Source organism: Komagataeibacter saccharivorans (genome assembly GCF_003207825.1).
GTDB lineage: Bacteria > Pseudomonadota > Alphaproteobacteria > Acetobacterales > Acetobacteraceae > Komagataeibacter > Komagataeibacter saccharivorans.
In genome coordinates this window covers 13566-38316 of the sequence record NZ_NKTY01000024.1, presented here as the reverse complement: position 1 = coordinate 38316, position 24751 = coordinate 13566, and the positions used below count along the sequence as shown (strand labels likewise).

Below are 24751 nucleotides of genomic sequence, written 5' to 3'. Positions count from 1 at the left end.
TGTGCGGACCCGCCAGCCCCATGGGGATACGATGCCGGCATGGCCGGTCCAAGAGGTGGGGAACGTGCGACACAGAAGGATATCGCGCTCGCCCGGTGCGACCGTCTTCCCTGCTGGTGGCGCGGATCGCGGCCTGACACCCGCCCCCAACTGCCGTGTCCCTGCTGCGAACGGTTCGGTCTGCATCTTATGGACCCGTCGTTCCAACGAAGGCTGGCCAGCCGGTTGCCCGCTGGACGATCCCTCCTTCGCCATGGCTGTTTCGACCTGTTCACCGACGAGGAAGGGTGCCATCGCCTCCCTCATCCATCGTCCCCTCAGCCGGAACGGGGAAAGAGGTCACCCTCCGCACCCGATCTCTCCGGGTGGGGCCTTCCGGGGCGCGATCAATCCCGTTTGCTTCAACCGGTAGCGCGGGCAACGGGGAGCCCGACGGACAGTTCTGATCGATCGATGCTACGCGAAAAGTCGGGAGTAGCACTCATCGTTTTCGGGATAAGGTGGAAAGAGACAATGGCGCTTACGCGCCACTGTCCTTGCGGAACCGCCAGACCGGGATGCCCATCTGCCTGGCCTTGTCGGCCAGATTGTCCTGAATACCCGAACCCGGAAACACCATGACCCCGACCGGCAGGACTTTCAGCAGGGCGTCGTTGCGCCGGAACGGGGCGGCCTTGCCGTGCCGGTTCCAGTCGGGTTTGAAGGCGATCTGCGCGACCTCGCGATGATCGGCCCAGCGGGAGGCGATGAATTCCGCCCCCTTGGGTGAGCCTCCGTGCAGCAGCACCATATCGGGGTGCTTCTCGCGCACCTTGTCGAGGCGGCTCCAGATCAGGTGATGATCCTCGTAATCGAGGCCACCGGTCACCGCGACCTTTGGTCCGGGAGGCACAAGCAGTTCGGTTTCGACCTTGCGGCGGGCGTTGAGAAAATCACGGCTGTCGATCATCGACGCCGTCAGAGTGCTGCGGCTGACCAGCGATCCGGAACGCGGTCGCCAGGGGGACATGGTCAGACGTTCAAACTGGTCGCAGGCGAGGTCGCGGAAGATCTCGTAGGCCCTGCGTCGCTCCAGCAGGGTCAGGCCCTCGGCGATGAGACGCTCCAGTTCCACCGAACGGATCTCGCTGCCATCCTGTTCCTGCTGGCTGCGCTTCTGTGCCGCCTCGTTGCGGTCGAGATCTCGTTCCACCTGCCCGACCATGCGATGAAAGACATTGACGGTGGACCAGAGCAGCGGTTCGAGATCGGGTTCCAGCCGCGTGTCGGTCAGTGTGGCTGACAGGGCGTCGAAGATATCGGCCACCGCGCCCTCGATCTGGCTGGCGTCGGGCAAGGGCCTCGGATCCAGCTCGTCCTCGAAGGGACGGTGGCCATAAAGCTGGAGTTCGGCCAGCACATGGGCGGTGGAAGAGGTGGCGTGTGCGGGTTCGAAATCGTCCTGTGTGCGGGTCATGGGTCTGTCCTCCGGTCTCGGCCGCGCCCCTCGCGGCCTTTCCGGGGGCGGACAGCGGCAGACGAAGGCCGGGCTGGAACCGCGCAGTGCGCGGCCGGAACGCAGTGGAGGATGGCAGGGAGACGGCTATTTTGCTTCGCGATGTAAAGCGCCCCACAGGGGCGCGACGGAAAATAGCCGGCTCCGCCATTGCAGGCCCGGCCTGGCTGACGCCCGCTCCCCTCCAGAAAAGGCCGTGGGCGCGCCCCATCCGGAAACAGGACAGCCCCGCGCCACACCGGAAAGAAGAAGACCCTCCCCCCCTTCCCGGCCCGCCTCAGTGCGTGACCGGATGCAGAAACCGCGCCACGTCCTGCGGGGCAAGCTGGGGATGCAGGATCGCCCGCATCGCCCCGCGCCCGAGATAGCGCAGATCATCGTTGAAATCCGCCAGACGTGGTGACAGCACGAGGCACTCGATCCCGGCCTCCTTCGTCCGGGCCATCAGGGTCGCTACCGCATGATCTCCGGCCGGGTCGTCATCGCGCAGCACGTAAAGGCGGCGCAGCGTGGGCGGAAACATAATGGCGGCGAGATGCGCCGAGGACAGGCAGGCGGCCAGCGGCAGATCGGGCATGACTTCGTGGAGCGACAGCACCGTCTCGATCCCCTCGCCTGCCGCCAGAACGTCGGACACCGGGCCAAAGCGCACGGCATGGCCGAGAAGGTCGCCCATCGCCCGGCGAGGCATTTCGACAGGCGCCTTGCCGCGTCCATCCCGCGCCAGCCAGGTGCGATGCACGCCGGTCACGCGGCCTTCGAGATCGGTGACAGCCGCTATCATGGCTGGCCAGGTCTCGGTCGGGCTGTCAGCATCGGCGCGATAATAGCAGTCAGGGTGGAAACGCAGCGAGGACAGGTCCGTCAGGCGGGTAAGGTCACGATGGCGCAGCCAGTTTTCCGCCTGTGTGCCCGCAAGCGGGCGGGACATGGCCCAGAGCCGACGTGCGGCGTCTGCGGTCCCTGACGCCTGCGGGGAAGCATCATGCCCGAACGCATCGGAACGACCGCGATCAGAGGCCGGTCGTGGTGCCGGCTGCGGCAGGGTGAGGAAACGACAGGCCTCGTCGGCGACATCGCGGAAATCCACCAGCCCGTGGCTTTCGCGGATGATGTCGAGCAGATCGCCATGCTGGCCTGTCGCACTGTCCGTCCACTTGCCCGCACGACCGCGCCCGTCCGGTCCCCCATGCAGGCGGACATAGAGCGACCGTCCCGGCGTGTTGTGGACATCGCCGACCAGCCAGTAATTGCCGTGACGGCGCCCGGCCGAGAGATAATGGCGACACACCGCCTCGGCGTTTTCAGCCAGCGTGCGGGCCAGATCGCCAGCGTCCCATGCGTGCGCGTCTGTCATCGCCCCCTCCCTGCAGGCTTGATGCCGCCATGATTCCCCCGTAACGGCAGAGGCAACGGGCACAGGCCCGAATGCAAAAGGATAGTCCCATGAAGATTGCCGATCTGGTCGATCATATCGCCACCACCACCGATACGAGCAAGACCGATACCCGCAAGGTGCTGGACGCCCTGATCGAGGCGATGACCGCTGCCGCCAAAGCGGGTGACGAAATCACCCTGCCGAACTTCGGCAAGTTCAAGGTCAGGGAAGTCGCCGCCCGCGAAGGCCGCAACCCGGCCACGGGTGCGACCATCCAGATCGCGGCCTCGCGCAAGCTGGCCTTCACGCCTGCCAAGGCGCTCAAGGACAGCCTGAACGACTGACCTGCCGACAGGTGAAAGGCGGCGGACCTCGTCCGCCGCCCCCTTCCCATCACGCCGACGTCTGATGATGGGCGCGTTCATCCGACCTTCTCCATCAGCTTGCGCGCCCTGCCCTCCAGATCCAGTCGTGTGTCCTGGTTGGTCTTCGTCCGCGCCAGAGCGGTAATGCCCTGCACGAAATCAAACACGCTCTCGGGCTTGTGCCCTTCCTCATGCAGCACGGTTTCGATGATCCTGCTAGTTTCCGGTTTCGAAAAACCACGTCGCCGCAGGAAACTTTCACGATCATCGTCTGTTTTTGCAACGAGAGTCTGGCGCGAGGCCTGAATGCCGGAGACGAACGAGGCCGGGCTGGCCGTGGCGAAATTCCGTAGCGCTGGCGTGGCCTGATGCACGAAACGCGAGGCCGCAAACTTGCTATGCCGGATCGTGATCTGTTCGAAATTTTCCACGCCCCAGAGCATTCTGTTCTGACACACTCCGCGTAGATAGAATGACGCAATGCCGAGGCTCTTGCTACCGACTTCCGAATTCCAGGCATAGAAACCCCGGAAATAGAGATCGGGGTCGCCGTTGGGCAGGCGTCCAGCCTCAATCGGATGCGTATCGTTCACAAGAAACAGGAAGACATCGCGATCTGACGCATACAGCGTCGTCGTCTCCTTCGTAATATCGACATACGGATTATGGGTCATGGTCGCCCAGTCGATGACACCGGGCACCTTCCAGTTGGTGTCGCCCGTACCGTCGCCAGCAATTTTGCGCACCGCGCCCACCAGTTCATGGTCCCAGATGCGGCCGTAATCAGGACCGGTTACGGCGCGCAGCTCGACGCGCCCGTCTTCCGTCTCCAGCGTTTTGACCAGTTCGGCGCGGTGCGACAGCAGCCCGTGCTGCAGGTTGATTGCTGCCAGGGGAGCTGGAAGGTTGCGCAGATAGGACGATGGCGCGCCGACAAGGCTGCACATCTGGCCGAACGACCAGTGTGTGGGCGCGATCGGCTCATTCTGTCCCGGCACGGTCAGGGTCAGGCGTTCGGCATTGTCGCGGGATGCTTCCACGCGGATGGCGCGGCTTTCCACCGTGCGGGCTGTGGCCCGATCCGCCCGCGCCAGGGTCGCGGCATGCAGGTCTGACAGGGACAGGTAGCGCTCGTCATCGGGGCGGGAAAACCATTCGGACGATACACGGGCGCTGCGGCTGCCACGGGAGGAATCAATCTTAAAGCCGCGGGAGGCAGGGGGCAGGATGGTGGTTGTGGTCATGGAAAACTCTCCTCTGATGCCGGTTATTCGGCACAGAAGGCGAAGCCGACCTCTCCCTCTTTCCGGGGCGCCGGACATGAAAAAAGCGGCTTCCGGGTACCGGAAGCCGCTGTCTCACAATTCCGAAATCCATAATGCTATTCGGCGGCAATGGCCTCCACGTCCTCGCCCACCGTTGTCATTTCAACCAACATTTGCTCCGCACCACCCACCGTTCGCAACGCCTCGGGCAGCCAGCCCGAACCATCCAGCAGCCGCTCGGCCTCACGCGCCATGTCGGGCTTTTTCAGATGCGCAATGCGGTTGGCCGCTTCATCGCCGCGTGCTTCCCGCACCGCCTGCAGGATGCCGGCCTTGGTCACCCGACCGAGATAATTCTCGACGGTCGGCTGCCAGCCCGCCTCGACCAGATCGAGGCAGAGGGCCGACGCCAGACGGTCTGCCCGTTTGAGGCGTTCGGTCACGCTGCGCTGCGACACCGCCCCATAGGCGGGCATGCGCTCATAAAGCGCGTTAACCCCGAAGGACAGGCAATGGGCCAGCAGCGCCATGCGGCTGGCATCGTCCAGCCCGTCGATCCAGCGCCACAGCGCATCCTCGTTTTCCGGCAGATCGTGCTTCCAGCCCTCGTTGCGCTGGCGCAGCGCATGGGCCGGAAGGCTGCCCGGCATGTCCGGTGAATGAACCTGCAGCGCGATTTCCCGGACATAGGCTTCCAGGCAGTCGGCCCCCGGTGTCTGCCAGTACACATCACGTACCAGCGTGTGCAGGAATTCGGTCAGGGCGATGTGCGGATTGCTGGCAAACGCGTCCCGCAGGGCCAGCGTGCGCCAGGCCGTCAGTTCGGTGAGAAGCCGGTCAGGCAGTGGTTTAATCCCATCTTCTTCCTCGGATTCCACGTCAGGTGCAATGCTATCGCCCACTCCGCCTTCATCGCCGCCATAATCAGCAAGACGATCATCCTGCCCATCATACGCAGCATGATCGTATTGATCAGCACTGTCCGCATCATTGGTCTCATCCGGCTCGGCTGGCATGTCCTTGGGCAGCACGAACCCCCGCTCCACCTGCAGCGCGCCATCGCTGGCGAGGCTGACGAAAGCCCCTGCCCGCGCCATGTCGGCAGGATCGAACGCCAGAGGCCGTTCTTCCAGGGCAAGGATGGCCTGTTCGATCTCGCCCAGCCTTGCATCCACCTCGTCCGGATATTCATCGGCCTGAGCGTATTCAGCCTCAATGGTTTCCCGTTCGGCACGCAGGGCATCGAGCCGAGCGGCCTCCTCATCGGACAGCGGCATCTCGGTGCCATCGATCTCCGCGAACTGCCGTGTGTGCCCCCATGGGAACGACAGGGCCGTCTCGACCCATTTCCAGCCTTCGGCACGGATGTCCTCGGCGGCTGTGTGCAATTTTTCCATGACCAGCCGGTCCAGAATAGCTGGATCCTGCAGCCAGCCACCATCATCAGCCTCGAACAGGTCGCGCATGATAGGACCACCGGCCGCGATATAGACGTCCAGCCCCACAAAACGGGCGCGCGCGTCCGAGGCCCGCACGGTTTTTTCCGTCAGCATGCGGCGGATAACATAGGGTTCGCGGTTATGGCTCTGGGCCACGATCTCCCAGACCTGTTCCTGCCGAGCGTGGTCGTCGCTGATGGAAAAGGCCATCAGCTGTTCCAGCCGCATCCCATCCTGCTCGTATATCTCAAGCAGCTTATCGGACACGGTCATCAGTCGCAGGCGCTGTTTGACTACGGTGGGTGCGACAAAGAACGCGGCGGCGATTTCTTCCTCGGACATGCCTTTTTCCAGCATGTCTCGGAAGGCGCGAAACTGGTCCAGCGGATGCAGGGCCAGCCGCTGGACGTTTTCGGCCAGGGAATCATCCTCGGCGAGAATGGTCGATCCGGCTTCGCGCACGACGCAGGGCACCGGGGCGGTCTTCACCAGTTTCTTCTGCTTCACCAGCAGTTCGAGGGCACGGAAGCGCCGTCCGCCAGCAGGGACTTCGTAAGTGCCGGTCTCGGCCCCTTCGCCATCAAGGACAGGACGGACGTTCAGGCTCTGCAGCAGCCCGCGACGCTCGATATCGCGGGCCAGTTCGTCAATCGACAGGCCGGACTTTACCCGCCGCACGTTGGACTGGGACAGGACCAGCCGGTTGAACGGGATATCACGAGAGGAACTCAGGGTAATTTTGGGAATAGCGGTCGCCATGGCGAAAAACTCCATGACGGGCGGACAGGAGACTCTCTCCCATCCTCTCAACCCGTCACGAAAATCCGCGCAGCCCTCTGACTCTGACTGCTACACCCAAACCAACCCACTTCCCCATTCCCGGCAGTAAAATGACGGACATGATGCGAATGCGGTCGTTCCGCTATAGGAGGAGATTCTGGGAAACAAAATCCTCTCCAATCCATAGGCAGCTCAATACAAAAATCTGCAGTTCATATCTTACTTTATTAAAGATAAATGCTTAATTTCAGTTTTCGGAACAACAGTTCTACGCTCCGAAAGATGCTGAGTAAGCCCTTCCAGTTCTTCTAACGGCCAATTAAGCTCACGTGCAATCTCAGCTCTTCCTATTCTATCGCTCCAAAGATTTTGTAAAATCTTCTTCCAGATAGCAGATGTTTCTCTTTCCGTTCCTATTGGTTCGCCTGTGCGATAACCACGACGACCAAGTTCAATGCAGATCGATTTGTACTGCCATGAAGACAATTTATCCAAAGTATGCAGACGGTAAGCCAATGCCATTGCAGAAACACGCCAGCGCAATTTTGCTTTCAAGATAACGCCCACCGTGATCGGGTAGCCAATACGAGATTTAACGTCATTTTCAGGCATGAGAAACGCCGACGCAAAAGCATTAGCTTCCTTTTCTGCGTCCTTTCTATCACGCAGACTTTCCTGCTTGTGCATTACCAAATGCCCAAGTTCATGCGCCGCATCGAATAGACTGCTTTCTGCCGTTTTAAAATTATTCAGAAAGATAAAAGGCTTACCATCTCTCCAAAATGAAAACGCATTTACGGCAGCGGTATCCTCAGAAAGCGAGAAAACCCGAACTCCATGGGTTTCTAACAACCCTATTAAGTTGCCTATAGCACTCTCACCGATACCCCAAGCCTGTCGAACCAAATATGCAGCGATAGCTGGGTCCTGTTCCTGGCCAAGATCAGGAACATCAACGGCAGGCAGAGAAAAGCGTTCCTCAATCCAGCAACTCAAGCTCAAAGCAAGTTGTCCAGCACTTTCAGCCGCCTGACGTTCTTTCATACTCATTTTTGAAAAACTACGAAAACTTACAGCATCACTATCCAGATCTTCGGGATCATCCAGATAAAAAAAACCGACAGGATAATCTAAGGCACGGGCAATGCTGCCAATGGTATTTTCATCAGGTTCATTCTGACCTTTTTCCAGTCGTGAAATAGTGTCAGCCGCCAGACAAGCTTGTTCTGCCAGGCTTCTAGCAGTCAATCGCCTTCTCTGCCGTGCTAACGTCAGCCTCTTAGGATTAAACATTTTGATAGTCTTTTACTTTCTGGTGACCTGCGGATCAAAGTCGCTAACAGTATCCCCTTCAAGATTGTAATTTTCTTCAACACCATCTTCACAGCTGCCCAAAAAATTCCGTTCTGGATAACTTGAAAATGTTTTATTTGACACAACTGGGCGGGATAATTCCATATTCCCTTTATCATCCATAAGAGCATAATAAATAGTATATTCGCTTTTTTTGATTACATCTTCTTCTTTTGTATAAGTAGGAAGATTAGAGAAGAGCCCACCATTCAAAGCGCGCTCTACCCCTGCCCCCTTCTCCGAACATGGTTTAGGAGATACCTCTCTCAGACCACAAACATCTACAGAGGAATATGCAATCCTTATTTTCTTGCCCTTATTTTCAATATATTCGACGCCGTTTATAGTTGTTGGAGTCCAATTCTCGCCCACGAACAGAAAACGCAACTGCGGGACAGCTTCATGAAAAACGAAGGTACCCTTCGCATTTTTCGCATGGAAAGGCGTAGCATTTGTTTTAGCGTGCAACGCTCTTTGGCCTGCCAATAAAAACTGATTCCGGCTGGCATCAATAGACGCCAAAAAAGCATCAACTTCGTCAGGTTCACTGCGAATGGTAGACTCCGCCCAATCCGAGGACGTAATTACATTTTTTTTTCGGGCACCCACCGCAATGAACTCCATGTCGATTTTTCTTACCAACAAGTTGGTATAAAAAGCCGACATGGTCAAGCTTTTAGTGAGTAGGACATGCGTCTGCGTTGTCTCGTGCCGAAGTCATTCACTCCACGAGACCCGCCAGCGCACTAGCGAGAACGGAGGCCGCGATTAGCCCGTTCGTTCGCCCCGCTGGAAGGATGCTCCCGGACCGTTCATGGTCCGCCCTCCCGTGCCGCCGTCTTACGCCAGTATTTGTACGACGCGCCTCTATCCGGGACTACCCATAACTACGATTCCGCACGCTGGAGTACGCACCGGCACGATCTTCCATATTACTGATTTCCATTGAAATAACAGTCATCTGTCCGGATCGTGTGTCTGTTTTCCTTGCCATACGGTCGGAAGAGAGCAACGATGACGGATAGACCCAGCCAGTCCATTGCCCCGGCGTATCGGCCGCCCGAGCCCGAGTTGCGGCTCATCCTGCGACCCGATGCCCCCGACACGCGTCTTGTGACGCTCGTCCGCCTCATGGCCCGTCGTGCCGCACGGGACTGGTTCCGGTCGCAGCAACAGGAGCAGCGCCGCCGCTCCGGACCGTAAGGGATACCTCACCATGAAGGTCGCGCTCTACGCCCGCTATTCCTCCGACAACCAGCGCGACGCCTCGATCGCCGACCAGCTTCGCATCTGCCGCACCCACGCGGAGAAACAGGGCTGGAGCATCGTCGAGGACTATACCGATCACGCCATCTCGGGCGCGTCCCTGATGCGGCCCGGCATCCAGGCACTGATCGCCGATGCACAGCGCGGACGGTTCCAGATCGTGCTGGCCGAGGCGATGGACCGCCTGTCCCGCGACCAGGAGGACATCGCCGGCGTCTTCAAGCGCATGAATTATGCGGGCGTGCAGATCGTCACCCTCTCCGAAGGCGAAGTCTCCCACCTGCATGTCGGCCTCAAGGGCACAATGAACGCCCTGTTCCTGAAAGACCTGGCCGCCAAAACCCATCGCGGTCTTCGGGGGCGCGTGGAACTGGGCAAGTCCGGTGGCGGAAACGCCTACGGCTATGACGTCGTGCGGAAACTCGACACCAGCGGCGAGCCAATCCGGGGCGACCGAACCATCAACCCGCACGAGGCAGAGGTCATCCGTCGTATCTTCCGTGACTTCGCGGCCGGGCTGGGACCACGCGCCATCGCCTTCCGTCTCAATGACGAGGGCATCCCGGCACCGGGCGGCGGCGGCTGGGGCTTTTCCACCATCACCGGCAACCGCGCACGGGGCACCGGCATCCTCAACAACGAGATGTACGTGGGCAGGCTGGTGTGGAACCGCCAGCGCTTCATCAAGGATCCCGATACCGGCAAACGCCAGGCCCGCCCCAATCCGGAATCCAAATGGGTCATCCAGGAGGTGCCGGAACTGCGGATCGTCGACCAGGAACTGTGGGACGCGGTCAAGGCGCGGCAGGCCAGCGTCAGCGCCAGTCGGGACACACGCGATACGTCATCGCCCGACCATTTCCGCGAGAAACGCCGACCGCGCTACCTGTTCTCCGGCCTCAGCAAATGCGGCTGCTGCGGTGGCGGCTATTCGATGATCTCCGGCGCATTGCTCGGTTGCTCGACAGCGCGCAACAAGGGCACCTGTGACAACCGGACCAATATGCGCCGCGAGGAACTGGAGCGCCGCGTCCTCGACGCCCTGCGTCACCACCTCATGGACCCGGAGTTGTTCGCCGAATTCTGCACCGCGTTCACAGACGAGATGAACCGGCTGCGCATGGAGGCGTCGGCCGACATCGGCGCCGCGGAATCAGAACTGAAGCGGGTCGAGCGCGACATCCAGCGCCTGATGGATCTCTACCTCTCGGAAGCCATTTCGATCGAAACGGTCAAAGAACGCGGATCGAAGCTCGAAGCCCGAAAGGCGGAACTCAAAGATTTCCTCGCGACCGCCGAGGCGCCGCCTCCCCTGCTCCATCCCCAGATGGCGGAGTTCTACCACCGGCGGCTCACGCTCCTGCATGACATGCTGCATTCCGAGCTGGACGAGAAGCGTCAGGAGGCGGCCGAGGTGATCCGCTCACTGATCGAGGCGATCATCCTCACGCCATCCGACAAGGGCCTCCAGATCGACGTCCGGGGCGACCTTGCCGGCATCCTGACGGTCGCGTCAGGCGGACAAACAAAAACCCCAGCCCGTTTCCGGACTGGGGTTCATGATGCGTTGGCATTGCAAGTTCAGATGGTTGCGGGGACACGCAAGCACCGATTTCCACATAAGTTATGCGCACAAATTTAGCATTGAATATCAGATGATCTCGTTGCCGACCGGTTTGGCATCAATCCACGTCCGATCCGCAGAGCAGATCTCCGCCGTTTCGTCACATTGGGCGAGAAGTTCTTCGAACGCATAGACTGACAACCCGTCGTCCATTAAAGGCACGATTCGTAAGGCGATAAAGACGGATGGTTGGATCCCGCAGGGTTCCTACTTCAGTGACGTATGAAAGGCCCATTTTTATAGCCATCAACCACATTTTTTTATCAAACGCGCCCGTTCGAGGCGAGAAAAGTGCCGCACTGTGACACGCAGGCCAGACACAGCATAATAGCTCTTGCAGTTAAGAACCTGTCGCAATACATCCAACCTGATCAGGCTGGCAGACACGGCATTCAACCCTTATCCATGACAGGAACCACAGCGCGGTGAAGGACTCAGAGCAAATTCTGAACGTCTATCTCAGCCATCGCCTGCACCTCGTGGATGTAGCAGCGGGTATTATCGGGTGCCGTTCCCGTGCTGAAGATATTGTCCAGGATGCTTTCATCAAGGCCACCCTGGTCCAGAAGAAAGGCACCGAGATCCAGCGGCCGGTGTCCTATCTGCTTCAGGTGGTCCGGCGACTTGCAATTGACTTCCTTCGGTTCGGGCGCATCCGGAATGAAATCGATGTGGCCGACATCGCCGTGCAGAACCTGCTATGTGATCCTCGATCCCCTGAGACTTACGTCGGTAGCCGCGAGGAACTGGTCATTATCGAAGAGGTATTGGCTTCGCTTCCTGATCGCACGCGCCTCGCGTTTGAAATGAAGCGTTTCGGTGATTACAAATTACGTGAAATTGCGGTTGTTCTCGACCTTTCTATTGGCCGAACGGCACAACTGATTACGGACGCAATGGCAGCCTGTCAGGCGGCTCTTGATAACGCCGCACCCAGAAACTGAACTGACACGCTTTAAAAATGCACTCACGTTCCGTCTCTCTCATAAGATGGTTTTTCTTATGCCGTCCGTCCGTTGAGCGTGGAGCGCCATGTGGTCCGTATGACAGATAACTCTCCCGCTTCAGACGACCCGCTCACCGCCGAAGCCAATCTCTGGGTCATTCGTCTGACCGAGGAGCCCGACGACCGTGATCTTCGAAAAGAGTTCTCCGCCTGGTATGCCCAGTCGCCCAGCCATGCAGATGCCTGGTCAAGAGCTTTGCGTGTCTGGAGGCTTACAGGGGCCGTTGAACCGGCTCTCCTGTCCCTTCCGGATAAACCGAAGAACACAGAGAAGTTCGTTTCACCCAGACCTTCATCATCCCTAAGCGCCTTGGCAGGACGGCATGCGGTAGCGTTTTCACTGGCCACCGCGCTATGCGGGCTGGGCCTGTTCTTTCTCCCTGACATTCGCATTGCGTTGCAGGCCGACTACCAGACCTCGACAGGCAAGGATCAGACCGTAACACTTGCGGACGGCAGCGTCGTCACTCTGGGCGCGCGCTCGGCCATTGCAGTCCACTATCGCCCCGATACGCGCGACGTCACCCTACTGGCAGGTGAGGCTTTTTTTCAGGTCAAACATGACGCAACACGTCCCTTTCGAGTGACCGCAGGAGCTATACAGGCTCGCGATATCGGTACACGTTTTGATGTCCGTCTCGACCCGACAGAGATACGGGTTGGTGTTCAGGACGGTCGTGTCGGCGTTTCCAGCCCGACACAGACGCAGGAAGTCGTTCTGAACGCAGGAGATGAAATCAACGTCGATCGATCTGACGGCCATGTGACCCGGAAAACCGTCTCTCCAGACACCATTGGATCCTGGCAAACCGGCACCCTCGTCGTTGACAGCGATACGGTAGGGCACGTTACCGATACCCTAAAACGCTACTATCCTGGCTTTATCGTTAACTGGAGCGCCAAGCTCCGGTCGCGCCAGGTCGGTGGCATCTACGACCTGCACAACATCCCTGCTGCCCTCAGAGCCGCAGTTGTCCCCTCAGGTGGACGGGTTCGGGAGGTCGCTGGTCATATGCTCATTGCGACTGACGCCCCGACATCCCACGAACAGTAAATTCTCAGCCCCGAAAGCGTCTTAACCTTCTGAGGTTTGGCATCTGTGAAAATAATTTGAGACGTTACCCTATAAAAAGCCCATACGAACCCGTCCCTATTTCAAATGCGATGCATTCTCACTTTTGACGGGACGACACATATGGAACCTGAAATTGCACCGCGCCTTGCCGGTCGCACAAAAAAGTCTGGCCTGCGCCATGTATGGCTCAACCGGCCTGTCATGCTGGCAGTTCCTTCAGCACTCCTTTTCGCGCTAGCGAGCATGGATGCCGAACCTGCCTGCGCTGCATCTTCCAGCGTCAGCCAGACAGCGCAGAACTCTGCCCGTGCCTATAATATTCCTTCCCTGCCTCTCGGGCAGGCACTGGCGACTTACGGCAAGCAGACTGGTGTTCAGGTGACATATGACCCTGCCCTGCTGGCAGGGAAAACATCTGCTGGCGTGTCAGGTTCGATGAACCCGCAGCAAGCGCTCCAGAAGCTCCTATCGAGTTCAAGTCTTTCCTATCGTTACGCGGATAGCAACACGATTGTTATTCAGAAATCTGCCGCCAATATCACCCTTGGCCCGATCCGTGTCGGTGGCACTCTTAACACCCATGAAGCTGCAATCGGTCCGGGTGTGGGATATGTGGCCAAATATACCGAGACAGGCACAAAGACCGACACCCCCATCACAGAAATACCTAACTCTGTATATGTTATAACAAAACAAGAAATACTTGATCAGCAGGCACAGAATATTAATGAGACGCTTCGGTATATGCCGGGTGTTTATGCAGAGGGTAACGGGACGGCTACTAACGGAAATGCAGCAGGTTCTCTGGCTAATGGTACCGGTGGCATCATGATGCGGGGATTTGCGGCCACTCAATATGTCGATGGAATTGCATCGCGTTCGCTGTCCGCCGGTGAGACCGCTTTCGTCGAACGTGTAGAAGCGCTGAACGGACCAGCTTCAGTTCTATACGGACAGGTTGGGCCAGGTGGTCTCATTGCAACACGTCTGAAACAACCAACTGATACACCAATTCGAAATGTCACAGTGGGCTTTGGTAACTGGGGCCGCTACGAGTCAACATTTGACGTTTCTGACAAAATAACAAAATCTGGAAATCTAAAGTACAGAATAGCAGCTATAGGTGTCACTCAGGGAACGCAGACAGAATATCGCGATTATAAAAGAGTTGGTGTCCTGCCATCTATTAAATGGGATATCGATGACAAAACTAGTTTAACGCTACTCGGCGAATATATGTATACGCCAGCAGATGGTACAGACACTGGATATCCTGGAGTAGGAACACTTGTCCCAGGGAAATTTGGCTATATACCTCGTTCACGATATCTTGGGGACCCATCCCTGAATACTTCAGTGGTACGCGATGCAGCATTTGAATATCAATTTTCTCATAAATTCAATAGAATGATCGAGTTTCAACAGACATTTAGATATGAAAAATCGGACACTAACTACAAATATTTGTACCTTAGAGGAAATCTCCAGAGTGATGGAGAAACCATGACTCGTGTCGCTTGGGACGGACAAGGTGGGCGCCGAACTGTGGGGCTTGATAACAGGTTAATCGGGCATATCTCTACGGGGAGCGTGAAACACACTTTCGTGGTGGGGATGGACTTTCGGAAAGTCGATATTCTTCAAGATCTAATCTACGATTACAGTGTTCCAACTGTAAATATTTGGAATCCATCATATTACACAGCATATCCGAATTTTGGAATTTCCGGCTCTGATACACTTGCTATGCAAAACATGTCACAAACTCAGTATCAAAAGGGAGTATATTTCCAAGAGCAGCTAAAATTTGGCAAATTGAATGTCATACTTGGCGGGCGCCAAGACTGGTATAACTATGATGCCCTTAGCTATTCCAGAAGTCATGACGCTACATCAACCTCAGCCTGGAAAGCAGGAACCAGACAGCACCCGTCCGACAATAAATTCACATGGCGTGCTGGCTTTACATACAATTTTGACTTTGGCCTTGTGCCATATTTCAGTTACGCTACATCGTTTATCCCTCAAGTCGGATATTTCGATGCGAATGGGCAAGCAGCGAAACCGCTGACAGGAAAACAATTCGAAGCTGGGCTTAAATATCTTATTCCAAAAACCGATATCCTGCTTACGGCGGCTGCCTATCATATCAAAGAAAATCATTATCAGATTACAGACGCCGACAATCCAGGATACACGACTGATGCTGGAACCGTGACATCAAAAGGGGTGGAACTATCTGCTCACGCAAATATCACAAAAAATCTTCATCTGACTGCATCATATTCTTTCAATGACATGCGGGTTACTAAAAGTGATACGTCAGTCTGGCAATATACTATGTCTGGATCCCAGGTAAAAAAAGTTTCTGAACAGGGAAAATATGTTGGTGGTCTTCCACGTAATATGGTGAATATGTTCGTAGATTATACTCCGCCGGAACAGGTTTTTCAGGGGGTTGGTATAAATTTTGGCGTTCGATACGTTGGATTTACGTGGGCAGGTAATGGAGAGTCTTATAAAGTGCCAGCATATATTCTTTTCGATGCTGGCGCACATTATGATTTTGGTCGCTTGTCCCCAATGTTGAGAGGTCTCAAGGGCCAACTGGCAATGTCTAACCTTGCAAATACTCGATATGTCGGGTCATGCGGTACGGGCGCTGGTGGTGGAACATGCTATTATGGACAGGGACGCCGCGTTTATGGGAACCTTTCGTATAGTTGGTGAAGTTTCCCCACCCTGAACTACAGTAACTTTTCCCTATTAAATTCAGCATTTTGCCCCTCGTTTCCATACCAAAGTCGAGGGGCAGCCTCACTGCAATTTCCGTGGGGCGAGCCATGTCAAACTCATGGGACGGTCTTGTGCAACATCCGCAAGGCTACACGACAACAGGCGTGAGACGCATTCAGCTCCTCAAGAAGTTTTCGTAAAACTGAAGAAATCTGTTCGGAGGCACGTCTTGTGGAATCACAGCAGCATGATGCGCAGACCGACCGGAACACGCTCTTTCGCCTGATCGTTAGCGGTCGGATATCCCTTACCTCGCTGATTGAAGCCCTCGCGGTGGCGGAACATCGTAATTTTCGAAAAGCCGGTGAAACATTGAAGATTTCACAATCTTCCATCAGCAATCGGATCGCTACTCTCGAGGCTATTATCGGTTTCCGCCTGTTCGAACGCCGTAACGGCGTGCGTGTCACCTTCGAGGGACAACAGTTTCTCTCCGTCATCAATGAAGCCGTCAGTCTGATTAATCAGGCCCTACGCCCGACCAGCCTGCTCCCCACCTCAACAGAAAGCCGACTTATGGTCGGTGTCCAGTCCTCCAGCGCAGGCGGCTTTCTGCACGATATCCTCGAGCATTTTGTAAAATATTCGCCCCACACGCGGCTGATCTCAGGCGAATTTGCTCCTGATCTGCTGATCTCCGGCCTGCGACGACGCGAGATCGATATTGCCTTTACTCCCGATGTTCCGCCACGTCGGACGCTGGCCCATGATATCCTGTGCGTCATACCATTATGGACGGAAATCATGATGGCAGCACTTTCCGAGCATGACTCGCTAGCCATGCAAGACGCCGTAACATGGAACGATCTTGCGGATCATACCTTTCTCGTTCGCCGAGAAGGCATGGGATCGTGGCTGATGGCGCAGGCCCTTCCCTATCTCGAACAACATGGCGGACCACCCCGGATCGAACATATGATTGTCGGGCGAGACACCCTGCTGGCTGATGTCGTGCGCCGTCGGGCGGTCGCCCTGACCTCGGCCGCCACAACAAGTCTGTCGGTTCCAGGCGTGCGCCTGCTCCCTCTTGCAGGTAATCCCATCCTCCTGACATTTCATGCCCTGTGGTCACGCCAGAACTACAATCCAGCGCTACGGGCATTTCTTACACTGGTTAGGACGATGAGGCACCTGAACGCTTCTGACGCCACCTGAGAAAAGCTCTGTCAGAAAGCATGAATTTCTCGATCATTGGCGCCACAAGTTTCTGTGGCGTGACGCTCTGCTGGTGCAGGGCATTCATGGCTTCCGCATAAACCAGAAGATCCCGATGCACAGGTGCGGGCAGATCAATTACAAGCCGCACCGGTTTTTCATCGGGTAGAGCACTGATTTTTAGATTGTTCATGGGGCAGGCTCCTTTGCGTGCCAGGGTTTCAGGACAAGGTCGCGGTTGAGGACGAGGGTGAACGGCAGCCCCGGCCGATCGGTGAGCGTGGGCTGCACGTTGAGGCTGCGATCGATCAGCCGGTTGCCAACCATCGAGAAGCCGTTGCTGGCGCCGGAGCGGATAGCCTGGGCCAGATTGTTCTCGCTCTGGCTGGTTCCGGCCTCGGAACCAACGCTGAGAAGCGTGGTCACGATGGCGGCCTTGAAGAGTTGCCCCCAGTGATTGTCGACCTCATCGGACAGGCCAGACTGGCCGATGGCGTCGCCCCCCGGCAGCTTCTCCAGCACCAGGCTGTCACCATTCGGGAAGATCAGCCGGGTCCAGATGATCTGGGTGCGCTGCTGCCCGAAAGAGATGCCGCTGTTATAGGCTCCAAACAGCAGGCTCCCCTGCGGGATCAGAAGATAGCGTCCGGTAGGGCTGTCATAGACGTTCTGGGTCACATGCCCGGTAATATGGCCCGGCAGGTCGGAGCTGATTTTCGTGTTTAGCGCTCCCGCGATGACAGTGCCCGCCTGGAGGATATAAGGCGACACCGGAGGCATGATGCGATCCGGGCTCGTCGTCGCCCGGTCGGGCTGTCCCGCCAGAAAGGCACGGTTGCCAGATTGTGCGTCGGTCGCGGGAGACGGGTTCGCCTGAGAGGCAGAAGCACCTGGCGCGGGTAGCGTTGCCTGTTCGGTGCCCCGGTTCCGGTCCCCCGTCTGCACGAACAATTTGCTGGCGATCGCAGCCTCCACCTCCTGCGCGGCGCGGCGATCATCGCCACCGGACGCTCCCCTTCCCTGCTCCTGTGCTTTCAGGATGGTATGCCCCAGATCACCGGGCAGCGCTGGTCCCAGCTTCGGCACATCTTTGCCGAGATAATCGGACGGCAGCCCTGCCAGACCATCGGCGGACGGGCGGGCATCCGTATCCTGGCTAACGGCCGGGGGAACGGTCTGACGACTGCTTTCCAGCGCATAACCCAGGGCAAACGCCACCGCGATCATAGCGACACCCCCCAGCGACCAGACCACGGTACGTGACAGCCGCACCACGCTAGGGCGCTCGGCCCGCAGGCGCAGATCGGGCGGTGACGGCGGGGCCGCAGGGGGCACGTTTTCCGTGCTGCCATCACCCCTGTCATCCCGTTCTTCTTCCTGCCCGTCCGTCATGAGTGCCGTCCATCGGTGCGCACGATCCGCACACGCTGCTCGGAGTGTTTATCCCCCAGCCGCAGCTCGGCAGCGGCAAACAGCCGGTCCACGATCATCCAGTTCTGTCGGACCCGGTAATTGACCAGTTCCGGGCCGCCATCGGCCTCCAGTACGAAGAGCGGCGGCAGTTCCCCCTGCCCTATGCCGGCCGGAAAGGCGATATAAACCTTGTGACCATCATCGAACGCCCGGCCGGGCAGCCAGGGCGGCGTGCCACCTTTCACCGGCTGGATGGCGTAGCGGAAATTCAGAGCATCGAGAGTGAGCCCCGTTTCAATGGGCGCCTCGTCATCGGCAGCGCTGTCCTGCCGATGCAGGGCGATCAGGTCATCCTCGGGATAGTCCCACGACACCGACGCCATATAGGTGGCGGGGGTAGAACGCAGTTCGGCAAGATAAGTCCGCCGGTCCGTGTTGACGATCAGATTGGTCGTCAGGTCCGGCCGCGTCGGCTTGACCAGAATATGGATGCGTTTTGTCGCCCCTGCCCCGCTCTCGGTATCGCCGATGATCCAGCGTACCGTATCGCCGGCGGCCACCGGCCCCGTGCCCACCAGCTTTTCGCCCTGCTGGAGCATGATGTCGGTAATCTCGCCGGGCGAGGTGTAAACTTGATAGAGCGCCCCCGGACTATAGGGATAGACCTGCACCGCGTTGATGAAGCCTGCGCGCGTGGGTTGTATCCGCGCCGCCAGATTGGCCTGCATGACCTGCGCGGTCGGATCAGCAATTTCGAGGGCCGGATGGGCCGTGCGTCGGGACGGCAGCGGCTTGAGTTGCCCCGGCAAGGGAAGCGGTCTGGGGACTTCCACCACCTGCACCGGTTTCGGCGGGTCCGGCAGACGCGTCGCCTGCACGGCGTCATCGTAGCGGATGACCGGCGGATGATACTGCGACGCGCAGCCCGCCAGAGGCAAGGCCAGCAGAGGAAGAAAACGAAGAGCACGACGGATCATTGGCCCAGCTCCTTCGACCAGTTGATGGCGGAAACGTAGATGCCGAGGGGATTTTTCCGCAGATGATCCGCGTCACGCGGCGTTCGCAGCACGATGGACACGATGGCCGTCCATCGCTCCGTGCCGATAAAGGCTCCATCGCGATAATGCCGCTCGGTCCAGGCGACACGGAAACTGCCGGGCGAGGCGCGGATCACCGAGGCGATATCCACCTCGACCTGCTCATGCCCGATGCGCGAGAACGGATCGTTGAGACGGGCATAATCGTTCAATGCCACCGCACCCGACGTCGTGGTGAAATCGTAGGCCCGCAGCCAGTTGTGCCGGACCACAACGGCATCCGATGACAGGGAGCGGACATCACCAATGAACTGCGCCAGATACCAGGCGATCTGCGGGTCAGCAGGCACATAACCCGCTGTCGCCGGGGCTACGACCTGCGCCTGCCCCAGCCGATCGACCTGCACGACCCACGGCACAATCGTGCCGCGCGCGGACTGCCAGATCAGTCCCGCGCCAAGTCCGGCGGACAGGACTAATGAGCTGAAGGCCATCAGCCGCCAGTTGCGGGCCTGGACGCGGGCGGAGCCGATGCGGTCGTCCCAGATCTGTGCTGCTTTCTGGTACGGGGTGACAGGCTCCGGCGTGGTCCCGTAGCGTGTGGTGGAGCGACGGAACATCATTCTTTCTCCGAGAGATCGATGGACGCCGACCCGCCCCCGCCATCGGCGGAGCGGATGACATGGGCCGCCTCGGCGGCATGGGCTGCGGCGTTGCGACGTTTCATGTTCCGTGCCCAGCGCGGTGGCTCGCCGCCGGTTGTCGGACCGGAACCGCCATTGGGGCCAGACGGACCAGAGCCAGCAGGGCCGCTACCCGTGGGATCACCACCACCACCGGATGAACTGCCGTCACCGCCATCGCCCGCTGGACTGTCGCCCCCCATCCCACGCGCGGCCCAGCGTCCGCCGGCGGCGTAGCTTTCCTTGAGAGATGAGCCTGCACGCGAGGCCGCCCCTTTGGCGGCATTCGCGATATTCCCGCCGACAGCCCGGCCCATGCCTCCGATCCCGGCAGCCATGCTACCCGCGCCACCAGACGCGCCGGCTGCTCCGGCCGAATAGGCGGACGTGGCAGCACCGGCGATCGCGGCCCCACCGCGTGCAGCAGCCGCGGTCGCACCGACGGCTGCTGCACCGCCAGAAGCGACGGCTCCAACGCCCGCTACGGCAGCCGCACCCATCGCGCCAACCGCCATGCCAGTGCCGACAGCAGCTCCTGCCCCAAGCTGAGGCGCGCCGGAGATCAGCCCATTGGCGATGCTGCCGCCATAGATGGACAGACCGACAATCGTGAGCGAGGCCAGCACCACCGACACAGACTGCCCGATTGTGGGAACATCACTGCCGTAGGAGACGGTGAACTGTTTGAACAATACAGACGCGATGGCAGAAATGACCGCCAGCACCATGATCTTCACACCCGACGAGACGACATTGCCCAGCACCTTCTCGGCCAGAAAGGCGGTGCGATTGAACAGGGCGAACGGGATCAGCACGAAGCCAGCCAGCGTCGTCAGCTTGAATTCGATCAGGGCGACAAAGAGCTGCACCGCCAGAATAAAGAATGCCGCCAGCACGATCAGCCAGGACAGACAGAGCACGAAGATCTGGATGAAATTCGTAAAGAAGGCGACGGGACCAAGGAGATTATGAACCGAGTCCAGTAAGGGCTGCGCCGCCGTGAATCCTGTGGACGCAAGACGTCCAGGCCGCAGGAAATCACCCAGAGCCAGACTGCCGCCTCCGACCTTCAGACCGAGGGCCGCGAAGCTGTCGAAGACAATCTTCGAGAGCGCATCAAAATCGTTGATGATCCAGGCGAAGAAGCCGATATACAGCGTCTTCTTGACCAGACGCTGGATGATGTCCTCATCCGCAGCCCACGCCCAGAACAGCCCGGCAAGGGCGATATCCAGCACCGACAGCGTTCCGGCCAGAGAGATCACGTTCCCTTTCACCAGACCGAACCCACTGTCGATGGTGGTGGTGAAGGTATTCAGGAAGGTATCGATAACGCCAACGTCGCTCATCGCCATGGCGGTCAGTTCCCGCTGCTGCCGAACATGGACACGGTGCCGGGCACGTAGGCGTCATGCTGGGAGAAATGCTGATACTGCGCCGCGCTTTCGGCTTCCGTTGCAGCGTCGCGCGCCTGTTGCAGGGCGGTGGCGCGGCCATTGGCGGCGAGTTCAGCCTGAATGTCGGACAGTTGCCGGGATTGCAGGGCGAGAAGCTGGTTCCCGGCCTGAGCCGCCTGCAAGGCTCCCGTGGAGGTCTGGCTGGCGGACACAAGCTGGCTCATGGCCGAACTGTCGCTGGGGATATTGCCCACCACGCGCGCCTGCAGCTTCAGGGCATCCTCGAACCCGCCCACAGAATTCTGCCAGCGCGTCTGTGCCTGGCTGAACAGAGCGCTGTCGGACATACCTGAAGAGACGGACGTATACGCCTGCTGATACTGCTGCTCGACGGACTGGACGCTGTAGGCGATATTCTGCACCTGCGCGAGGAGTGCCGTGGTCTGGGAAATCGTCGATTGCAACGTCGAGAGTGTAGACAGCGGCAGGCTGGCCAGATTGCGTCCCTGATTGACCAGCATCTGCGCCTGATTGGCCAGTGACGTGATCTGGTTGTCGATCTGCTGGAGCGTCCGGGCCGCGATCAGCACGTTCTGGACGTGATTCGCACCATCATACACCGCCCACTGGGCGTGCGCCGGACGCAAAAAAGAGAATGCCCCGCCGACCATCAGCATTGCAGAGGTAAGAAGGACGCCTCGGCGGAACTGTTTTTCGCTCGTGCGACCGAAAAATTCAGCCCAGAGCCGGAAAGATTTTTCCGTCATGGCATGCCCTCCGATCCGCGATCGTCACGCAGAAGATTGGCTGCCCATGACACGCCACGCGCCTCGAACCAGGCCAGCAGAAAGCCATCCCGCCCATGTTCCGCCAGAACCGCATCGATAAGCTTATGATCGTCCTTGCCGGATGCGGCGCACAGCGCCAGCGCCACCGGACCGAGGCCTAGTTCAAACAGCCGGTTGCCACGCTGGGTCTGGCAGTAATACTCCCGCTTCGAGGCCGCGCGGGCGATGATGACGATCTGCCGGTCATTCAGACCGAAGTCGCGATAGATGGCCATGATCTGCGGCTCGATGGCGCGCTCGTTGGGCAGGAAGATCCGCGTCGGGCAGCTTTCCACCACGGCCGGGGCGATGGGTGAATTGGCGATATCCGACAGGGACTGGGTTGCGAAGATGACACTGGCGTTCTTCTTGCGCAGGGTTTTCAACCACTCGCGCAACTGACCGGAGAAATTCCCGTCATCCAAGACCAGCCATCCCTCATCGATGACCAGCAGGGTCGGACGACCGTCCAGCCGCCCCTCGATGCGGTGGAACAGATAGGACAGAACGGAAGACGCGGCACCAGAGCCGATCAGCCCCTCAGTTTCGAACACCACGACATCGGCATCCCCCAGACGCTCATTATCGGCGTCAAGGAGGCGTCCGTAAGGACCACCAAGGCAGTATGGGGCCAGCGCCTGCTTCAGGGCGTTGGACTGGAGCAATGCCACCAGACCAGAGATTGTGCGTTCGTGGAAGGGTGATGATGCCAGGGAATTCAGGGCCGACCAGAGATGGGCTTTGACGTCCGGCGTCAGCGTGATCCCCTCCCCGACAAGGATCTGCCCCAGCCATTCACTGACCCATTTGCGCTCGTCAGGATCGTCGATCCCTGCAAGGGGCTGGAGTGAGACGCTGCTGCCCTGTTCTTCCGATGGATGATCATCCGTCAGCCCACCGCCGAGGTCATGCCAGTCGCCACCCATGCCGAGTGTTGCCGCGCGCATGGACCCGCCGAAATCGAAGGCGAAGATCTGTGCGCCCGGATAACGCCGGAACTGCAAGGTCATCAGGGCCAGCAGAACCGACTTGCCCGCCCCTGTTGGTCCCGCGATCAGCGTATGCCCGACATCGCCGACATGCAGGGAAAACCGGAACGGCGTGGCCCCAGCGGTCTTGCCGTAGAACAGCGGCGCTGCCTTGAAATGCCCATCCATTTCCGGGCCAGCCCAGACCGCCGACAACGGAATCATGTGCGCCAGGTTCAACGTCGAGACCGGCGGCTGGCGCACATTGGCGTAGACATGGCCTGGCAAAGAACCGAGCCACGCTTCTACCGCATTCAGGCTTTCCGCCATGCAGGTGAAGTCGCGACCCTGGATGATCTTCTCGACCAGCCGCAATTTTTCAGCGGCAATCGACGCGGAGCCGTCCCAGACCGTGACGGTCGCGGTGATGTACGCCTGCCCGACATCGTCCGCCCCGAGGGACTGCAACGCCAGATCGGCATCGGCCGCCTTGTTGGCGGCATCATTGTCCACGAGAGCCGATGCCTCATTGGTCATGACTTCGCGGACAATGGCCGCAATACTCTTGCGCTTTGCAAACCACTGACGCCGGATCTTGGTCAGCACCTTTGTGGCGTCCGTCTTGTCCAGCAGGATGGCGCGGGTGGACCAGCGATAGCGCATGGCCAGCCGGTTCAGGTCATCCAGAATTCCGGGGAAAGTCCGGCTGGGGAAACCCGTGATGGTCAGGGTTTTCAGATACGCATCGCCGAGCTTCGGCTCCAGACCGCCCGACAGCGGCTGATCGACCAACAGGGCGTCGAGGTGCATCGGGATTTCCGGCACCCTGACGCCCTGGTTTCGCGTCGAAATGGTGCTGTGCAGGTAGGTCAGCGTCTCGCCATCGTTCAGCCATGCCGCCTCGGGCATGAACCCGTCCAGCAGGGCCAGCATCCGATCCGTGCGGTCCACGAACGCATGGAGCATACCATGCGGATCGGGACCATCGCGCTCCCTACCCTCATACAGAAAACGCTCGGCACGCCCTGATGATTCCGCCGGCGGCAGCCACACCAGGGTCAGGAAATACCGGCTCTCGAAATGCGCGCCCTCATCCTCGAACTGCTCCCTGCGTTCCAGATCGACCATCTGACTGGCGGCGTCCGGGAAATTGCTTTCCGGGTAGATCGTGGCCGGCACACGCTGTGCCTCCACGAACACAGCCCAGCCTGAACCCAATCTCCGCAAGGCATTATTGAGTCGTCCCGTCACACCCACCAGCTCCGCTGGCGTGGCGCTATCCAGATCGGGGCCACGAATGTGTGCGGTACGCTGAAAGGAACCGTCCTTGTTCAGGACCACACCCTTCTCAACCAGAGCGGCCCAGGGCAGGAAATCGGACAGGAGGGAATTTCGATTGCGATATTCTCCAAGGGACATCATGGCCGAT

Annotated in this window: 20 protein-coding genes; 7 read left to right on the top strand and 13 right to left on the bottom strand. The window is 58.8% G+C overall.

Translation table 11 applies throughout. From position 1 onward, the window contains the following. Positions 1 to 520: 520 nt before the first annotated feature. Positions 521 to 1456, bottom strand: a complete 936-nt coding sequence (locus CFR79_RS12510; RefSeq protein ID WP_110548109.1) for a DUF2493 domain-containing protein — start codon at positions 1454 to 1456, stop codon at positions 521 to 523. A gap of 316 nt (positions 1457 to 1772) precedes the next feature. Then, complete coding sequence (locus CFR79_RS12505; protein ID WP_110548108.1) at positions 1773 to 2852, bottom strand: DUF7146 domain-containing protein; 1080 nt, start codon at positions 2850 to 2852, stop codon at positions 1773 to 1775. An 89-nt stretch (positions 2853 to 2941) separates the two neighbouring features. Between CFR79_RS12505 and CFR79_RS12500 the strand changes: the two genes are divergently transcribed. Then, positions 2942 to 3217, top strand: a complete 276-nt coding sequence (locus tag CFR79_RS12500) for an HU family DNA-binding protein (RefSeq protein ID WP_007400755.1) — start codon at positions 2942 to 2944, stop codon at positions 3215 to 3217. Between the two features lie 77 nt (positions 3218 to 3294). Here CFR79_RS12500 and CFR79_RS12495 read toward each other — a convergent pair whose 3' ends face one another. The 4 genes from CFR79_RS12495 to CFR79_RS15700 all read right to left on the bottom strand — a co-directional run bounded on the left by CFR79_RS12495 (position 3295) and on the right by CFR79_RS15700 (position 8741). Then, on the bottom strand, positions 3295 to 4482 hold the full coding sequence (locus CFR79_RS12495) for a DUF932 domain-containing protein (RefSeq protein WP_110548107.1): 1188 nt from the start codon (positions 4480 to 4482) through the stop codon (positions 3295 to 3297). A 137-nt stretch (positions 4483 to 4619) separates the two neighbouring features. Continuing rightward, a complete protein-coding gene (locus tag CFR79_RS12490) occupies positions 4620 to 6701 on the bottom strand; it encodes a ParB/RepB/Spo0J family partition protein (protein ID WP_110548126.1) in 2082 nt (693 codons plus the stop codon). 240 nt (positions 6702 to 6941) lie between these two features. Further along, positions 6942 to 8015 carry a helix-turn-helix domain-containing protein gene (locus CFR79_RS12485; RefSeq protein WP_110548106.1) on the bottom strand — a complete coding sequence of 358 codons (1074 nt, stop codon included), beginning with the start codon at positions 8013 to 8015 and terminating at the stop codon, positions 6942 to 6944. 12 nt (positions 8016 to 8027) lie between these two features. Then, positions 8028 to 8741 carry a hypothetical protein gene (locus tag CFR79_RS15700; protein ID WP_146220139.1) on the bottom strand — a complete coding sequence of 238 codons (714 nt, stop codon included), beginning with the start codon at positions 8739 to 8741 and terminating at the stop codon, positions 8028 to 8030. Between the two features lie 348 nt (positions 8742 to 9089). Between CFR79_RS15700 and CFR79_RS12480 the strand changes: the two genes are divergently transcribed. The 6 genes from CFR79_RS12480 to CFR79_RS12450 all read left to right on the top strand — a co-directional run bounded on the left by CFR79_RS12480 (position 9090) and on the right by CFR79_RS12450 (position 16997). Next, entirely contained in the window at positions 9090 to 9278 is a 189-nt protein-coding gene (locus CFR79_RS12480; protein ID WP_110548105.1) for a hypothetical protein, read from the top strand. 13 nt (positions 9279 to 9291) lie between these two features. Next, positions 9292 to 10983, top strand: a complete 1692-nt coding sequence (locus tag CFR79_RS12475; RefSeq protein WP_110548104.1) for a recombinase family protein — start codon at positions 9292 to 9294, stop codon at positions 10981 to 10983. 407 nt (positions 10984 to 11390) lie between these two features. After that, positions 11391 to 11909: a sigma-70 family RNA polymerase sigma factor gene (locus CFR79_RS12465; RefSeq protein WP_181417433.1), complete on the top strand. Its 519-nt coding sequence runs from the start codon at positions 11391 to 11393 to the stop codon at positions 11907 to 11909. Between the two features lie 99 nt (positions 11910 to 12008). Further along, entirely contained in the window at positions 12009 to 13025 is a 1017-nt protein-coding gene (locus tag CFR79_RS12460) for a FecR family protein (RefSeq protein ID WP_110548102.1), read from the top strand. A 141-nt stretch (positions 13026 to 13166) separates the two neighbouring features. After that, positions 13167 to 15776, top strand: coding sequence for a TonB-dependent siderophore receptor (locus tag CFR79_RS12455; RefSeq protein WP_258373585.1), 2610 nt, complete (start codon positions 13167 to 13169; stop codon positions 15774 to 15776). Between the two features lie 237 nt (positions 15777 to 16013). Then, positions 16014 to 16997 carry a LysR family transcriptional regulator gene (locus tag CFR79_RS12450; protein ID WP_110548100.1) on the top strand — a complete coding sequence of 328 codons (984 nt, stop codon included), beginning with the start codon at positions 16014 to 16016 and terminating at the stop codon, positions 16995 to 16997. Here the strand turns inward: CFR79_RS12450 and CFR79_RS12445 are convergent. From CFR79_RS12445 to trbE, 7 genes are read right to left on the bottom strand one after another with little or no spacing between them, the layout of a single operon-like run. Next, positions 16957 to 17190: a DUF2274 domain-containing protein gene (locus CFR79_RS12445; RefSeq protein WP_110548099.1), complete on the bottom strand. Its 234-nt coding sequence runs from the start codon at positions 17188 to 17190 to the stop codon at positions 16957 to 16959. The two genes, CFR79_RS12450 and CFR79_RS12445, sit on opposite strands and share 41 nt — an antisense overlap. After that, the gene (locus tag CFR79_RS12440) at positions 17187 to 18389 is read right to left on the bottom strand and encodes a TrbI/VirB10 family protein (RefSeq protein ID WP_110548098.1); all 1203 of its coding nucleotides are present in this window, start codon (positions 18387 to 18389) and stop codon (positions 17187 to 17189) included. The genes CFR79_RS12445 and CFR79_RS12440 overlap by 4 nt, the downstream gene beginning before the upstream one ends. Beyond that, on the bottom strand, positions 18386 to 19387 hold the full coding sequence (gene trbG, locus CFR79_RS12435) for a P-type conjugative transfer protein TrbG (protein ID WP_110548097.1): 1002 nt from the start codon (positions 19385 to 19387) through the stop codon (positions 18386 to 18388). Before trbG ends, CFR79_RS12440 begins: the two co-directional genes overlap by 4 nt. After that, positions 19384 to 20067, bottom strand: coding sequence for a conjugal transfer protein TrbF (gene trbF, locus CFR79_RS12430; protein ID WP_110548096.1), 684 nt, complete (start codon positions 20065 to 20067; stop codon positions 19384 to 19386). Before trbF ends, trbG begins: the two co-directional genes overlap by 4 nt. Then, complete coding sequence (gene trbL, locus CFR79_RS12425) at positions 20067 to 21485, bottom strand: P-type conjugative transfer protein TrbL (protein WP_110548095.1); 1419 nt, start codon at positions 21483 to 21485, stop codon at positions 20067 to 20069. The genes trbF and trbL overlap by 1 nt, the downstream gene beginning before the upstream one ends. Before the next feature lie 5 nt (positions 21486 to 21490). Then, positions 21491 to 22294, bottom strand: coding sequence for a P-type conjugative transfer protein TrbJ (gene trbJ, locus CFR79_RS12420; RefSeq protein WP_110548094.1), 804 nt, complete (start codon positions 22292 to 22294; stop codon positions 21491 to 21493). Further along, positions 22291 to 24744: a conjugal transfer protein TrbE gene (trbE, locus tag CFR79_RS12415; RefSeq protein ID WP_110548093.1), complete on the bottom strand. Its 2454-nt coding sequence runs from the start codon at positions 24742 to 24744 to the stop codon at positions 22291 to 22293. The genes trbJ and trbE overlap by 4 nt, the downstream gene beginning before the upstream one ends. Between the last annotated feature and the right edge of the window lie 7 nt (positions 24745 to 24751).

What these genes read in the sequence shown, in the direction of transcription:
- trbG (WP_110548097.1), bottom strand. Translation starts at nt 19,387, where the DNA reads ATGATCCGTCGTGCTCTTCGTTTTCTTCCTCTGCTGGCCTTGCCTCTG.
- CFR79_RS12495 (WP_110548107.1), bottom strand. Translation starts at nt 4,482, where the DNA reads ATGACCACAACCACCATCCTGCCCCCTGCCTCCCGCGGCTTTAAGATT.
- CFR79_RS12440 (WP_110548098.1), bottom strand. Translation starts at nt 18,389, where the DNA reads ATGACGGACGGGCAGGAAGAAGAACGGGATGACAGGGGTGATGGCAGC.
- CFR79_RS12445 (WP_110548099.1), bottom strand. Translation starts at nt 17,190, where the DNA reads ATGAACAATCTAAAAATCAGTGCTCTACCCGATGAAAAACCGGTGCGG.
- CFR79_RS12490 (WP_110548126.1), bottom strand. Translation starts at nt 6,701, where the DNA reads ATGGCGACCGCTATTCCCAAAATTACCCTGAGTTCCTCTCGTGATATC.
- CFR79_RS12480 (WP_110548105.1), top strand. Translation starts at nt 9,090, where the DNA reads ATGACGGATAGACCCAGCCAGTCCATTGCCCCGGCGTATCGGCCGCCC.
- CFR79_RS12475 (WP_110548104.1), top strand. Translation starts at nt 9,292, where the DNA reads ATGAAGGTCGCGCTCTACGCCCGCTATTCCTCCGACAACCAGCGCGAC.
- CFR79_RS12460 (WP_110548102.1), top strand. Translation starts at nt 12,009, where the DNA reads ATGACAGATAACTCTCCCGCTTCAGACGACCCGCTCACCGCCGAAGCC.
- trbE (WP_110548093.1), bottom strand. Translation starts at nt 24,744, where the DNA reads ATGATGTCCCTTGGAGAATATCGCAATCGAAATTCCCTCCTGTCCGAT.
- trbF (WP_110548096.1), bottom strand. Translation starts at nt 20,067, where the DNA reads ATGTTCCGTCGCTCCACCACACGCTACGGGACCACGCCGGAGCCTGTC.
- CFR79_RS12500 (WP_007400755.1), top strand. Translation starts at nt 2,942, where the DNA reads ATGAAGATTGCCGATCTGGTCGATCATATCGCCACCACCACCGATACG.
- trbL (WP_110548095.1), bottom strand. Translation starts at nt 21,485, where the DNA reads ATGGCGATGAGCGACGTTGGCGTTATCGATACCTTCCTGAATACCTTC.
- CFR79_RS12455 (WP_258373585.1), top strand. Translation starts at nt 13,167, where the DNA reads ATGGAACCTGAAATTGCACCGCGCCTTGCCGGTCGCACAAAAAAGTCT.
- CFR79_RS12510 (WP_110548109.1), bottom strand. Translation starts at nt 1,456, where the DNA reads ATGACCCGCACACAGGACGATTTCGAACCCGCACACGCCACCTCTTCC.
- CFR79_RS12505 (WP_110548108.1), bottom strand. Translation starts at nt 2,852, where the DNA reads ATGACAGACGCGCACGCATGGGACGCTGGCGATCTGGCCCGCACGCTG.
- CFR79_RS15700 (WP_146220139.1), bottom strand. Translation starts at nt 8,741, where the DNA reads ATGTCGGCTTTTTATACCAACTTGTTGGTAAGAAAAATCGACATGGAG.
- CFR79_RS12485 (WP_110548106.1), bottom strand. Translation starts at nt 8,015, where the DNA reads ATGTTTAATCCTAAGAGGCTGACGTTAGCACGGCAGAGAAGGCGATTG.
- trbJ (WP_110548094.1), bottom strand. Translation starts at nt 22,294, where the DNA reads ATGACGGAAAAATCTTTCCGGCTCTGGGCTGAATTTTTCGGTCGCACG.